Below are 12,496 nucleotides of genomic sequence, written 5' to 3' on the forward strand. Positions count from 1 at the left end.
GTCTCCCGCGTTGACATGCGCCCCATCGTTCCATGCCGGTCGGAGTGCCCGTTGCAGGGTCCGATACGGGATCCGGCCGCGGATCGCGTGCGGCGATCCACGGCCGGAAGAGACCCTACAAGACACTCCCGGCCACCGCCGACGGCGGCGGCCGGCGAGCGGGATCGGAGCGAGGGTGAGCGGGCGTCAGTCGCCCGCGTGCTCCACCACCCGGCTCCACTCGTCGAGGAGTTCGTCCGCGGCGTCGTCGTCGGGACCCTCGGCCCACACGTGCGTGACCGCCTCGGCCGGGTCCGGCAGTACCAGCGCCCAGCGGCCGTCGGTCTCCACCACGCGCACGCCGTCGGTGGTGTCGATCTCCCGGTCGCCCGCGGCCTCGACCACGCGGCGCATCACCATGCCCTTGGCCGCCCACGGCGTGGCCACGTCCCGCCGGCGCACGTGTGCGCGCGGAATGCGCGCGTCGATCTGGCTCAGCGTCAGTTGGGTGCGCGCGACCAGGCCGATCAGCCGGACGAACGCGGCGGTGCCGTCGAAGACGGTGCTGAACTCGGGAATGACGAACCCGCCGCGCCCGTCGCCGCCGAAGATCGTGTCCTCGGCCTGGGCGGCCCGCGCCAGGTCGTCGGGCGAGGTGGTGGTCCACTGCACCTGGACACCGTGATAGGCCGCGACCTGCTCGGCGATCCGGGTCGTGGTCACCGGCAGCGCGATCTTGCCGCCGCCGCGTTCGGCCGCCACGCAGTCGAGCAGTACGAGCAGCGCGCGGTGGTCGTCGATGATCCGCCCGCGCTCGTCCACCAGCGACATGCGCTCGCCGACCGGGTCGAAGCGCACGCCGAACCCGGACTTCGAGGAGGCCACGATCTCACCGAGCCGCAGCAGCCCCTCGTGCCGCTCGTCGACGGTCTCGGTGGGCCGGGCGTCGTCGAGCCCGGAGTTGACGGTGAGCGCGTCGATGCCCAGCCGGCCCAGGATGCTGGGCAACAGCAGCGCGGCGTTGCCGTGCGCGGCGTCCACCACCACCTTGAGCCCGGACTCGGGCACCCCGGTGATGTCCAGGGCCTTCAGCAGTGATCCGGAGTAGCTGTCGAACGGCCGCGCGGGGAACGTGAGTTCACCGATCTCGCCGGGGAAGGCCCGGCGATACTCCTGGCGTGAGAAGACCCGGTCGAGCTTGCGCTGCGCGGCCTGCGAGAGGTCCGCCCCGCGCTCGTCGAAGAACATGATGTCCACCGAGTCCGGCACCCCGGGCGTGGTGCGGATCATGATCCCGCCGGCCGAGCCGCGCGCGGTCTCCTGACGGGCCACCGGCATCGGCACGTTCTCCAGGTCGCGCACGTTGATCGCGCTGGCCTGGAGCGCGGAGATCACCGCGCGCTTGAGCGCCCGGGCACCGCGCGAGTGGTCGCGCGCGGTGGTGACGGTGGCGCCCTTCTTGAGCGTGGTGGCGTAGGCCCCGGCCAGCCGGACGGCGAGTTCGGGGGTGATCTCGACGTTGAGGATGCCGGAGACCCCGCGCGGGCCGAACAGGTACTTCTGACCGCGCGACTCCCAGATCACCGAGGTGTTGACGACCGCGCCGGCCTCGATCGTCTTGAACGGGTAGATCCGCACGTCGCCGGCGACCAGCGACTCCTCCTCGATCAGGCACTCGTCACCGATGACCGCGCCCTCCTCGATCCGGGCGGCGCGCATCACATCGGTGTTCTTGCCGATCACACAGCCGCGCAGATTGGTCTGCGGGCCGACGTAGACGTTGTCGTGCACCACCGCCTTGTGCAGGAACGCGCCGCGCTTGACCACCACGTTGGAGCCGAGCACGGTGTGCTCGCGCAGTTCCACGCCGCCCTCGACCTTGGCGTAGTCGCCGATGTAGAGCGGGCCCTTGAGGATCGCCTCGCGGTCCACCTCGGCGCCCTCGGCGACCCATACGCCCGGGGACAGCTCGAAGCCGTCGATGTCCACGTCGACCTTGCCGGTGAGCACGTCGGCCTGGGCCTTGAGGTAGCTCTCGTGGGTGCCGACGTCCTCCCAGTAGCCCTCGGCGACATAGCCGTAGATCGGCTTGCCCTCCTTGAGCAGCTTGGGGAACACGTCACCCGACCAGTCCACGGACACACCCGCGGCGACGTAGTCGAAGACCTCGGGTTCCATCACGTAGATGCCGGTGTTGACGGTGTCCGAGAAGACCTGACCCCAGGTCGGCTTCTCCAGGAACCGGTCCACCCGCCCCTCGTCGTCGATGATCGTGATGCCGAATTCGAGGGGGTCGGGCACCCGGGTCAGACAGACGGTGACCAGGGCCCCCTTGGCACGGTGGTACTCGACCAGTGCCGTGAGGTCGAAGTCGGTGAGTGCGTCGCCGGAGATGACCAGGAACGTGTCGTCCTTGAGCGCCTCCTCGGCGTTCTTGACGCTGCCCGCGGTGCCGAGCGGAGTCTCCTCGTTCGCGTACGTCAGGCTCATGCCGAGTTCTTCGCCGTCGCCGAAGTAGTTGCGTACGAGCGACGCGAGGAACTGGACGGTGACGACGGTCTCGGAAAGCCCGTGGCGCTTGAGGAGCCGTAGCACGTGCTCCATGATCGGTCGGTTGACCACCGGCAGCAGCGGCTTGGGCATGCTGGAGGTCATCGGGCGCAGGCGGGTGCCTTCGCCTCCGGCCATGACGACGGCCTTCATCGGTCTCGTCCTCCTATCGCGTCACACCACCCGCACCCACGGCTGAATTGCCGGGGCCGGGTGGCGTGGTTTGAGTATCTCGTGATCGCCGCGTTGTCCGGCGATCCCTTCGCTACCCGGCGGTCGCTGTGCGACTCGCCTTGTCCGCGGCCACGAGCCGTTTGGCCTGGGCTGCGTAGAGGACTCCTGCCCACCAGTACAGCGCAGTACCCCACCACGCGAACGCCCATCCGAAGATCGCGGCGAGAGTTGCGACACGTCCGGTGCCGTCGCTGAGCAGCAGGAGCGGGAAGGCGTACATGAGATTGAAGGTCGCGGCCTTGCCGACGAAGCTGACCGAGAGCGCGCCGTAGCGGTGCCGGCGCAGAATCAACAGCACCACGCCCATGAACAACTCGCGACCCAGGATGATCGCGGTCAGCCAGATCGGCAGGATCTCGCGCCAGGTCAGGCCGACCAGGGTGGCGAGGATGTAGAGCCGGTCGGCGGCCGGGTCCAGGATCGCGCCGACCTTGCTGACCTGGTTCCAGCGGCGGGCCAGTTTGCCGTCCAGGTAGTCGCTGATCCCGCTGAGCATGAGCAGCGCGAGCGCCCACAGGTCGTGTTTGGGGCCGCCGAACTCGGGCGCCAGGATGAGCCACAGGAAGACCGGGACACCGAGCAGGCGGGCGAAGCTGAGCAGGTTGGGGATCGTCACGATCCGGTCGCTGGGAGCGTCGACGCCGCCCTCCCGGGTAGGCGGCGGGGCCGCGTCCACGTGGGCGTCCACGGGTCCTCTGCTTTCTTCCGGTGGGTCTTCGTTCGAGGTCAGCCTATGTCGCGCCGGACGGGCTCAGCGACGCCCGGAGCCGCCGGAGACCGGGTCCGGGGCGGGGCTGTCGGGCGTGGCGGTCGTGGTCGTGCTCTCGGCGGCCGGCCCGGGAAGCGTCGGCAGCGGGCCGCGGTCGCGCAGGATGCGCAGGACCAGGATCAGGGTGAGCCCGATGCCGGCGAACAGGTAGCCGTTGCCGAGCACGAACTCGAGCGGCGTCCAGTGCCGTTCGCGGTCGCCGTCCCGGGGGGCGAGCCAGATCAGGCCCCACGGCTGGAGCGTCTGCGTGCCGTCCCAGTCGCCGAGGACGTTCAGTCGCATCGGCCAGGCCGCGAAGAACGCGAAGAAGGCGCCGGTCAGCCACCACCACAGCGGTCTCGCCCGGGTCAGCGCGGTGTGCGTGAGCAGGACGAACACGGGCACCACCCACACCCAGTGGTGCGACCACGAGATGGGCGAGACGAACAGCGACAGGCCGCCGGTGATCACCACGCCGACCAGTTCGTTGCCGTACAGCGAGGCGCGGGCCGCGGCCAGCAGGCCCAGCGCCCCGATGACCAGGCAGAGCAGCAACCACAGCCCCTTGGCCGGCCCGCCGTCGCCGAGCATACGGGTGAACATGCCCTGCACCGACTGGTTGTTGAGGGTGCCGACGCTGAGCTTGGAATTGACCTTGCCGCTGATCGACACCAGGTTCGCCCAGTAGTACGCGGACGCCGACGGCGCGGCGACCAGACCCACCAGGACGGTGCCTACGAACGCGCCGGAGGCCACCGCGGCGGCCCGGAACCGGCGGGTGATCAGCAGGTACACCACGAAGATCGCGGGGGTGAGCTTGAGGCCGGCCGCGACGCCGACCCCGATGCCCTTGTAGCGGCGATCGTCGGGCAGCGCCAGGTCGAGCACGATCAGCGCCAGGAGCAGCAGGTTGATCTGCCCCCACACGAGCGTCCATTCCACCGGCTCCAGCCACAGGACCACGGCGAAGGTGGCCGCGCTGACCCCGAACCGGCCCGCGCCGCGCCGGTAGCCGAGCATCCCCCACGAGGCCCAGACCACGGCGAACAGCGACAGCAGGCTGAGGCACGCCATGAACCACTTGAGGCCGGCGAAGCCCAGCGGCAGCACGATGTAGAAGAGCAGCCCGGAAATCGGCGGGTAGATGAAGGGCAGTTCCCACTTGCCGTAGTTCTCGGTGTAGATCCGGTCGCCGTCGCGCAACCTGTGCACGGCGTCGTGGTAGACGCTCAGGTCGAGCATGTGCCACATGTCGCGGCGGTTGAGGTAGGTCCACAGCGCCCACAGGCCGAGCGAGAGCACCATCAGGGCGCCGCCGACGAGCGCGACGCGTCCCGGCCGACGGGGTTCCCGGCTGTGCTCGTGCCCGAACGGGACGCGGGGCGCGAGCGTCAACAACTCGCGGCAGGAGGTGACGAGCACGCGGGGCAAGGACATGTCGGTCGGGGACTCCACAACTGCACGGTTCAATGGGCGCCAGTCCGGGTGGCGCCGGGTCAGGATATCCACACGGTCGAAACGGCCCGGCGTCCAGTGCCGCGGACGGGAACCGCGGACCGTGACCCCACGTCCGTCCGGACGGGGGCTACACCCCGGCCGGGGTGGGCGTGGAACTCCCCGGGGACGGTCGGCCCACCGGTTCCGGCGGATCGAGCGTAACGGCTTCCACCGACGCGCTCGCGCACTTTCGCCGGCTCGCGGCCAGACCCACCGCGATCGTGAGCAGCGCGGCCAGCCCGGCGAGAGTGTACGCGTCGGCCAGCACCAGATCCCACCCGGCGAGCCGCAGTTCGCGGCCGTCGCGGTAGGGCACCTGCCAGATCAGCCCGGTCGGCACCGGCACCGGCAGCTCCACCCGGCGTCCCGGCACCGCGGCGGTGAGCACGACCAGGGCGAGCGCGGCGAGCCCGGCCCGGGTCCGGAACGGACCGGCCCGGCGGGCGGCGTCGACCAGGAGCACACCACCCGGCACGATCCACACCCAGTGGTGGGTCCACGAGATCGGCGACACCAACAGTCCGGTCAGCGCGGTGACGCACAGTCCGGCCAGGTCGCGTCGCGGGTCGTCGGGTCGGCTGCGGCCGATCACCGCGGCCAGGGCGAGGCCGCCGACGCCGACCGCGACCGCGATCGCGAACCACAGCGGCCCCGGCGGGGGTGCCTCGTGGGTGAGGCGGATCAGTATCCCGCGCAGCGACTGGTTACCCGGTACCTGGACCGGGCCGACCCGGGTGTCGTCGAGGAACAGGCCGCCCCAGTAGCGCAGCGACTCGCGCGGCAGCACAGCGAAGGCGACGAACAGCCCGGTCCCGAGCGCGAGGACGGCGTTGCGCCCCTCGCGCATGCGGCCGGTCAGGAACAGGTAGGGGATCAGGATCGCCGGGGTGAGCTTGAGCCCGGCCGCCAGGCCCACCCCGCAGCCGCGCAGCCGGGCATCGGGCGCCCGGGAGAGGTCGGCCAGGATCACCACCAGCAGGAGCAGGTTGATCTGGCCGAACCGCAGCGTCTCCTGGACGGGTTCGCTCCACAGCAGCACGGCGGCGGTGATCGCCGCCGCGGGCAGTCGGCGCGGGCGGCGCACGCCGACCATGCCCCAGGCCAGGTGCGCGGCTAGGGTGAGCAACGCGAGGTTGCCCGCGACCGACACCCAGCGCAGCACGCCCCACGGCAACCAGGCCAGCGGGGTGAACAGCAGCGCGGCGCACGGGGTGTAGGTGAACGGCAGGTGGGCCATCCCGACCGACATCGAGTAGAGCCGCCCCCGACCGTCCAGGATGGCCCGCCCGCCGGCCTGGTAGACCCGCAGGTCGCCGAGCCACCACATGGTCGCCGGTCGGGTCAGCGCGAGCGCGACGTAGGCGGTGACCGACCCCGCGATCAGGACCGCGGCCAACACCGGGAGACGTCCGAGGAAGCGCTGGGTGCGACGTGACGTCTCGGGCATGCACCTGATCGTGCCACCGCCGACGCCCGTTTGCTCCGCACTACTCCGTACGCGTCACAGTGTTGTGTTCATCGGATGTTGCGGGCCGTTCCGCACCGGTCCAGCCCGTTCCACCGCCTACGTCGGATTCTCGACCTACTTGTCCAGAGGCTTGTCCACGGGCTTGTCCTCGGGCTTGTCGGCCGGCTTGTCCGCCTGCCTGCTCTCCTGCGCCCGGGCCCGCGAGCGGCCCACCTCGGCGTAGAAGCGCAGCACGTCGAGGTCGTCGACCGAGCCGGGGTTGACCGCGTCCTCCAGGGCGCGCCCCTGGAGCAGCTTCTTCACCGGGATCTCGATCCGCTTCCCGGTGAGGGTGTGCGGCACGCCCGGCGCGGCGATGATCTCGTCCGGGACGTGCCGGGGCGAGACCTCCTCGCGGATCACCGCGCGGATCCGGGCCTGGAGCGCCTCGTCGAGCGTGTGGCCGGGCGCGGGGACCACGAACAGCGGCATCCAGTAGCCACCGTCGGGCAGTTCCAGGCCCACCACCAGCGACTCGCGCACCTCGGGGAGGCGTTCGACGGCCTCGTAGATGTCGCTCGACCCCATCCGCACGCCCTGCCGGTTCAGCGTCGAGTCGGAGCGGCCGTGCACGACGACCGTGCCGCGCTCGGTGAGCGTGATCCAGTCGCCGTGCCGCCACACGCCCGGGTAGGTGTCGAAGTAGCTGGCCCGGTAGCGCGCGTCGCCGGGGTCGTTCCAGAAGTGGATCGGCATCGAGGGCATCGGCTGGGTGATCACCAGCTCGCCGACCTCGTCGACCACCGGCCGGCCCTGCTCGTCCCACGCCTCGACCGCACAGCCCAGGGCCCGGCACTGGATCTCGCCGAGATACACCGGCAGGTCCGGGCTGCCACCGACGAAGGCGCTGCACACGTCGGTGCCGCCGCTGACCGAGGCCAGCCACATGTCGGCGCCCACCGCGTCGTAGACCCAGCGGAAGCCGTCGGGCGGGAGCGGCGAGCCGGTGGTGCCCAGCGCCCGCACCCGGCTCAGGTCGTGCGAGACGCGCGGGGTCAGCCCCTTCTTGCGGCAGGCCATCACGTAGGCGGCGGAGGTGCCGAACCAGGTCACCCCGGCCCGCTCCACCACGGTCCACTGGGCCTCGGGGCCCGGGTAGCCGGGGCTGCCGTCGTAGAGCACGATCGTGGTGCCCGCGAGCAGGCCGCCGACCAGCATGTTCCACATCATCCAGCCGGTGGAGGTGTACCAGAAGAAGCGGTCGTTCGGGCCCAGGTCGAGTTGGAGCGCGGCCTCCTTCAGGTGTTCGAGCACGATCCCGCCGTGGCCCTGGACGATCGCCTTGGGCAGACCGGTGGTGCCGGACGAGTACAGGATCCACAGCGGGTGATCGAAGCCGACCGACTCGAAGTCGAGCCCGTCGGCGGGCAGGTCGCGCCCGATCACCTCGGCCCAGGGCAGCACGCCGTCGGGCGTCGGCTCGTCGAGCAGCGGTACATGCAACACGTGTCGCACGGTCGGCAGGCCCTCGCGCAGTTCGGCGACCACGTCGGCGCGGCGGACCTCCTTGCCGCCGTAGCGGTAGCCGTCCACCGCGAGCAGCACCACCGGCTCGATCTGCTGGAACCGGTCGAGCACGCTGCGCGCGCCGAAGTCGGGCGCGCAGGCCGACCACACCGCGCCGATCGAGGCGCAGGCGAGCAGCCCGATCACCGCGTGCGGGGTGTTCGGCACGTAGGCCGCGACCCGGTCGCCGGGGCGCACGCCCAGCTCGCGCAGGGTGGCCGCACAGGACGCCACCTGGCGGCGCAGCTCGGCCCAGGAGATCTCGCGCGGGATCAGCTCCTCGTCCAGGTGGACGATCGCCGGGCGCTCCGGGTCGCCGTCCTCGGTGTGCCGCAGCGCCTGCCGGGCGTAGTTCAGCCGGGCGTTCGGGAACCAGCGGGCACCGGGCATGGTCCGGTCCGCCAGTACCACCTCACGATCGCCCAGGTCGAGGTCGAACCAATCGCACAGCGAGGCCCAGAACGCCTCGGGTTCGGTGGTCGACCATTCCCACAAGCGGGCGTAGTCCTCGGCGTGGACGCCGCGTTCGGCGGCGAGCCACGCGCGATAGCGGGTGACCGCCGCGGCGGCGACCCGCTCGGCCGACGGTTGCCACAGCAACTCGGCCCGCTCGCTCGATTCCGTCATCTTTGTTGCCCCCTCCACGCGGTGTGCCCCCCGACCCTGCCATCTCGCGCCCGCGCGCGCATCCCCCGGGCGAGTCGGAAAGGATCTTCGTGGGGACTCTGGACGCGGCGGAGCGAACGCGGGATGTTACCGACGGGAAACAAGTCCGGCGGCACATCCGGCGAAGGAGGCCCCGCATGCCCGGCCCACACCCCATCGTCAGCGACTGCGGCACCGACCGCGAACGCGTCGCGGAACGGCTGCTGGCCGCGTCCCACGCGCACGCGTTCGACCCGATCGCCGACGTCGACTGGGACGCCCCACTGGTCGACGGCGCCTACTTCCTGCCCGCGCATCGGGTCACTTTGTACGGCACGCCGCTGTGGGAGCGGATGAGCGAGCGGCAGCGCGTCGACCTGTCCCGGCACGAGGTCGCCTCGATGGCCAGTGTCGGCATCTGGTTCGAGGTCGTGCTGATGCAACTGCTCATCCGGCACGTCTACGACCGGCCGCTGACCTCGCGACACGTGCAGTACGCGTTCATGGAGATCGCCGAGGAGTGCCGGCACTCGACCATGTTCGGCCGATTGATCGACAAGCTGGAGTGCCCGGAGTACGGACCCGGCCCGTACGCGCACATGGCGGCGCGGGCGATGAAGACGTTCGGCTCGGGCGTGCAGGCCTTCGCGATGGCACTGATCGCCGAGGAGGTCCTGGACACGATGCAGCGCGAGATGATGGCCGACGAGTCGCTGCAGCCGATCACCCGGCGGACCGCCCGGATCCACGTGGTCGAGGAGGCCCGGCACGTGCGCTACGCGCGCGACGAGGTGGCTCGGGGCGCGCCGCACCTGTCCCGGGCGGAGCGGGCGATCACCCGGCTCGCGCTGGCCCGCGCCGCGCACATCATCGCCACCCGTCTGGTGCACCCCGGGGTGTACGCGGCGGTGGGTCTGGATCCGGCCGAGGCGTATCGCACCGCGCGGGCCAATCCGCACCGGTTGGACACGCTCGCCCACTGGTCGCGGCGGCTGATCGCCTTCTACGCCGAGCAGGGCCTGCTCGGCGGGCCGGGCCTGCGACTGTGGCGGGCGTCGGGTCTGATGGGACGTGGAATACCCACCCCGGCACGGCGGCGGGTGTGACCGTAAATACCCCCGGCCGGGTTGGCGCGCGGAACTGACGATCCGTCAGACTGTGGTCCGTACACACATCGGACGAGACGGCCAGACGAGTTGGAGGGCCCCGTGACGAAGGACCACAAGCCCGTGGTCCCCGGTTGGTTCACCACGTCCGGGGAGGATTTCTCCCTCCTCGGCACCCGGTGTACCGCCTGTGGGACCGTGTTCTTCCCGCGCCGGGAGACGTTCTGCGGCAACCCGGCGTGCTCCGGCACCGAGTTCGCCGAGGTGCCGCTGTCCAAGCGCGGCACCGTGTGGTCGTACACGAACGCCGGCTACCGCCCGCCGGCGCCGTTCGTGTCCGATCCGGACGTCGAATGGCGGCCGTACACCATCGTCGCGGTGCGCCTGGAGGCCGAGGGCCTGATCGTGCTCAGCCAGGGCGCGCCCGGGGTGGGCGTGGACGACCTGAAGGTCGGCGACCCGGTGGAGATCGTGCCCGGCGTGCTGTACGAGGACGACGAGTACGTGCACACCACGTGGAACGTACGGCCGGTGGAGGTTCGGGCATGAGCAACGACCGCGAGATCGTCGTCCTGGGCGCGGGCATGCACCCGTGGGGCAAGTGGGGCCGCAACTTCGTCGAGTACGGCGTCAAGGCCGCCCAGGACGCGTTGAAGGACGCCGGACTGGCGTGGCAGGACATCCAGTTCGTGGCGGGCGCGGACACCATCCGCAACGGCTACCCGGGCTTCGTCGCCGGCGCCACCTTCGCCCAGGCGCTGGGCTGGACCGGGGCGCGCATCTCCAGCTCGTACGCGGCCTGCGCGTCCGGCTCGCACGCCATCGCGAGCGCTCGCGCGCAGATCCTCGCCGGCCTGTGCGACGTGGCCCTCGTGGTCGGCGCCGACGCGGCCCCCAAGGGCTTCTTCGCGCCGGTCGGCGGGGACCGTCCCGACGACCCGGACTGGGTGCGCTTCCACCTGCTCGGCGCCACCAACCCGGCCTACTTCGGGATGTACGCCCGGCGTCGGATCGACCTGTACGGCGCCTCGGTCGAGGACTTCGCCAGGGTCAAGGTCAAGAACGCGCGCAACGGCCTGGGCAACCCGAACGCCCGTTACCGCAAGGCGTTCACCGCCGAGGACGTGGCCGCCTCGCCGATCGTGTGCGACCCGCTGCGGCTGATGGACATCTGCGCCACCTCCGACGGCGCGGCGGCCGTGGTGTTGTGCAGCAAGGAGTTCGCCGCCCGGCACACCACCGCCCCGGTGCGCATCTCGGCGGTCTCCACGGTCACCCCGACCTTCCCGAGCGCGCTGATCGAGCTGCCCGACATCGCGACCGACTCGTCGGCGGCGGTCGCCCCGCAGGAGTTGTCCTTCCGCGCCTCGCTCGCGCACGCCGCGTACGAGGAGGCCGGCATCGGGCCCGAGGATCTGAGCCTGGCCGAGGTCTACGACCTGTCCACCGCCCTGGAGTTGGACTGGATCGAGGACCTGGGCATCTGCGCGCCCGGCGAGGCGGAGAAGCTGCTGCGCGACGGCGCGACGGAGATCGGCGGCCGGATCCCGGTCAACGCCTCCGGCGGCCTGGCCTCGTTCGGCGAGGCGGTGCCCGCGCAGGCGATCGCCCAGGTCTGCGAGTTGACCTGGCAACTGCGCGGCGAGGCCGGCGCTCGCCAGGTGGCGGGCGCCCGGGTGGGCATCACCGCCAACCAGGGCCTGTTCGGGCACGGTTCGTCGATCGTGGTCACCCGCTAGCGTCCGCGCGGCGACGAACCGACAAGTCACCGAAACGATCCCGGAGTTCCGGCCGCGCCACGGCCGGGACCGGCTCCGGGATCGTTTCCGTTGTACGGAGGTGTGCATGGGTATTCCGGACGGCATCGGCGTGGTCGACCTGCTGATGGGTCTGCCGAATCGGGACCGGCGCTGGTGGGCGACCGCGATGGCGGGCACCCTGCGGGACGAGGACAGCCGGACCGGGATGACCCACCCGGCCGGCTACATGTTCAAGGATCTGCCCGACATGGAGCGCACCGATTCCTCGGCCGAGGATCTGCTGCGCGAGATGGACCGGTTCGGGGTGGAGAAGGCGCTGATCCCGGTCTCGTTCGAGGACCCGGACACGCTCGACGCGGTGCGCCGGCACCCGGATCGGCTGCTCGGCAGCTTCCAGGTGGATCCGACCGACGTGATGGCGGGCGTGCGGGCATTGCGCCGGGCACGCGAGGAGGCGGGCATCCTGGCCGCGACCTTCTTCCCGTGCGGCTGCACACCCCCGGTGCCGATCGACGACCGGCTGGCGTATCCGCTCTACGCGACCTGTGTGGAGCTGGGCCTGCCGGTGTTCGTGAACGCGGGCATCCCCGGGCCCCGGGTACCGGCCGCCGCGCAGGAGGTGATGCGCTTCGACCGGGTCTGCTACGACTTCCCGGAGCTGACCGTGGTGCTGCGTCACGGCGGCGAGCCGTGGTGCGACCTGGCGGTCAAGCTGATGCTCAAGTGGCCGGGCCTGCACTGGTCCTCGTCGGCGTTCGCGCCCAAGCACTACCCGCGCGCGATCGTCGACTACGCGAACACGCGCGGGGCGGACAAGGTCATGTACGCGGGCTACTTCCCGTACGGGCTGACCCTGGACCGGATCTTCGCCGAGTTGCCCGGGGTCGGCTTCAAGGACGAGGTGTGGCCGAAGTTCCTGCGGACCAACGCCCTGCGGGTGCTCGGGCTCTGATCGGCCGGCCGG

9 protein-coding genes are annotated in these 12,496 nt (G+C 71.1%); 4 read left to right on the plus strand and 5 right to left on the minus strand.

The genetic code is table 11. The features are described from left to right. Window positions 1-186 precede the first annotated feature (186 nt). From ACFXKZ_RS16635 to ACFXKZ_RS16655, 5 genes are all read right to left on the minus strand, one after another. On the minus strand, window positions 187-2,682 hold the full coding sequence (locus ACFXKZ_RS16635; protein WP_380000947.1) for a sugar phosphate nucleotidyltransferase: 2,496 nt from the start codon (window positions 2,680-2,682) through the stop codon (window positions 187-189). 112 nt (window positions 2,683-2,794) lie between these two features. After that, window positions 2,795-3,451 (minus strand): CDP-alcohol phosphatidyltransferase family protein, encoded by a 657-nt coding sequence (locus tag ACFXKZ_RS16640; protein WP_201260924.1) that lies wholly within the window; start codon window positions 3,449-3,451, stop codon window positions 2,795-2,797. 63 nt (window positions 3,452-3,514) lie between these two features. Beyond that, window positions 3,515-4,948: a glycosyltransferase 87 family protein gene (locus tag ACFXKZ_RS16645; protein ID WP_380000949.1), complete on the minus strand. Its 1,434-nt coding sequence runs from the start codon at window positions 4,946-4,948 to the stop codon at window positions 3,515-3,517. A 148-nt stretch (window positions 4,949-5,096) separates the two neighbouring features. Then, on the minus strand, window positions 5,097-6,455 hold the full coding sequence (locus tag ACFXKZ_RS16650; RefSeq protein WP_380000951.1) for a glycosyltransferase 87 family protein: 1,359 nt from the start codon (window positions 6,453-6,455) through the stop codon (window positions 5,097-5,099). A 135-nt stretch (window positions 6,456-6,590) separates the two neighbouring features. Next, complete coding sequence (locus ACFXKZ_RS16655; protein WP_380000953.1) at window positions 6,591-8,648, minus strand: acetoacetate--CoA ligase; 2,058 nt, start codon at window positions 8,646-8,648, stop codon at window positions 6,591-6,593. A gap of 176 nt (window positions 8,649-8,824) precedes the next feature. On the opposite strand from ACFXKZ_RS16655, the gene ACFXKZ_RS16660 reads away from it, so the two are divergent. From ACFXKZ_RS16660 to ACFXKZ_RS16675, 4 genes are all read left to right on the plus strand, one after another. After that, window positions 8,825-9,772 carry a diiron oxygenase gene (locus ACFXKZ_RS16660; RefSeq protein WP_380000955.1) on the plus strand — a complete coding sequence of 316 codons (948 nt, stop codon included), beginning with the start codon at window positions 8,825-8,827 and terminating at the stop codon, window positions 9,770-9,772. A 102-nt stretch (window positions 9,773-9,874) separates the two neighbouring features. Then, window positions 9,875-10,321, plus strand: a complete 447-nt coding sequence (locus ACFXKZ_RS16665) for a Zn-ribbon domain-containing OB-fold protein (protein ID WP_380000957.1) — start codon at window positions 9,875-9,877, stop codon at window positions 10,319-10,321. After that, window positions 10,318-11,511, plus strand: coding sequence for a lipid-transfer protein (locus tag ACFXKZ_RS16670; RefSeq protein ID WP_380000959.1), 1,194 nt, complete (start codon window positions 10,318-10,320; stop codon window positions 11,509-11,511). Before ACFXKZ_RS16665 ends, ACFXKZ_RS16670 begins: the two co-directional genes overlap by 4 nt. Before the next feature lie 106 nt (window positions 11,512-11,617). After that, entirely contained in the window at window positions 11,618-12,484 is an 867-nt protein-coding gene (locus ACFXKZ_RS16675; RefSeq protein WP_380000961.1) for an amidohydrolase family protein, read from the plus strand. Window positions 12,485-12,496 lie beyond the last annotated feature (12 nt).

Source organism: Embleya sp. NPDC059237, from assembly GCF_042754105.1.
GTDB lineage: Bacteria > Actinomycetota > Actinomycetes > Streptomycetales > Streptomycetaceae > Embleya.

Bases quoted from the DNA above. Each gene is read 5' to 3' on its own strand.
- ACFXKZ_RS16645 (WP_380000949.1), bottom strand. From the start codon at position 4,948: ATGTCCTTGCCCCGCGTGCTCGTCACCTCCTGCCGCGAGTTGTTGACG.
- ACFXKZ_RS16635 (WP_380000947.1), bottom strand. From the start codon at position 2,682: ATGAAGGCCGTCGTCATGGCCGGAGGCGAAGGCACCCGCCTGCGCCCG.
- ACFXKZ_RS16670 (WP_380000959.1), top strand. From the start codon at position 10,318: ATGAGCAACGACCGCGAGATCGTCGTCCTGGGCGCGGGCATGCACCCG.
- ACFXKZ_RS16650 (WP_380000951.1), bottom strand. From the start codon at position 6,455: ATGCCCGAGACGTCACGTCGCACCCAGCGCTTCCTCGGACGTCTCCCG.
- ACFXKZ_RS16675 (WP_380000961.1), top strand. From the start codon at position 11,618: ATGGGTATTCCGGACGGCATCGGCGTGGTCGACCTGCTGATGGGTCTG.
- ACFXKZ_RS16660 (WP_380000955.1), top strand. From the start codon at position 8,825: ATGCCCGGCCCACACCCCATCGTCAGCGACTGCGGCACCGACCGCGAA.
- ACFXKZ_RS16655 (WP_380000953.1), bottom strand. From the start codon at position 8,648: ATGACGGAATCGAGCGAGCGGGCCGAGTTGCTGTGGCAACCGTCGGCC.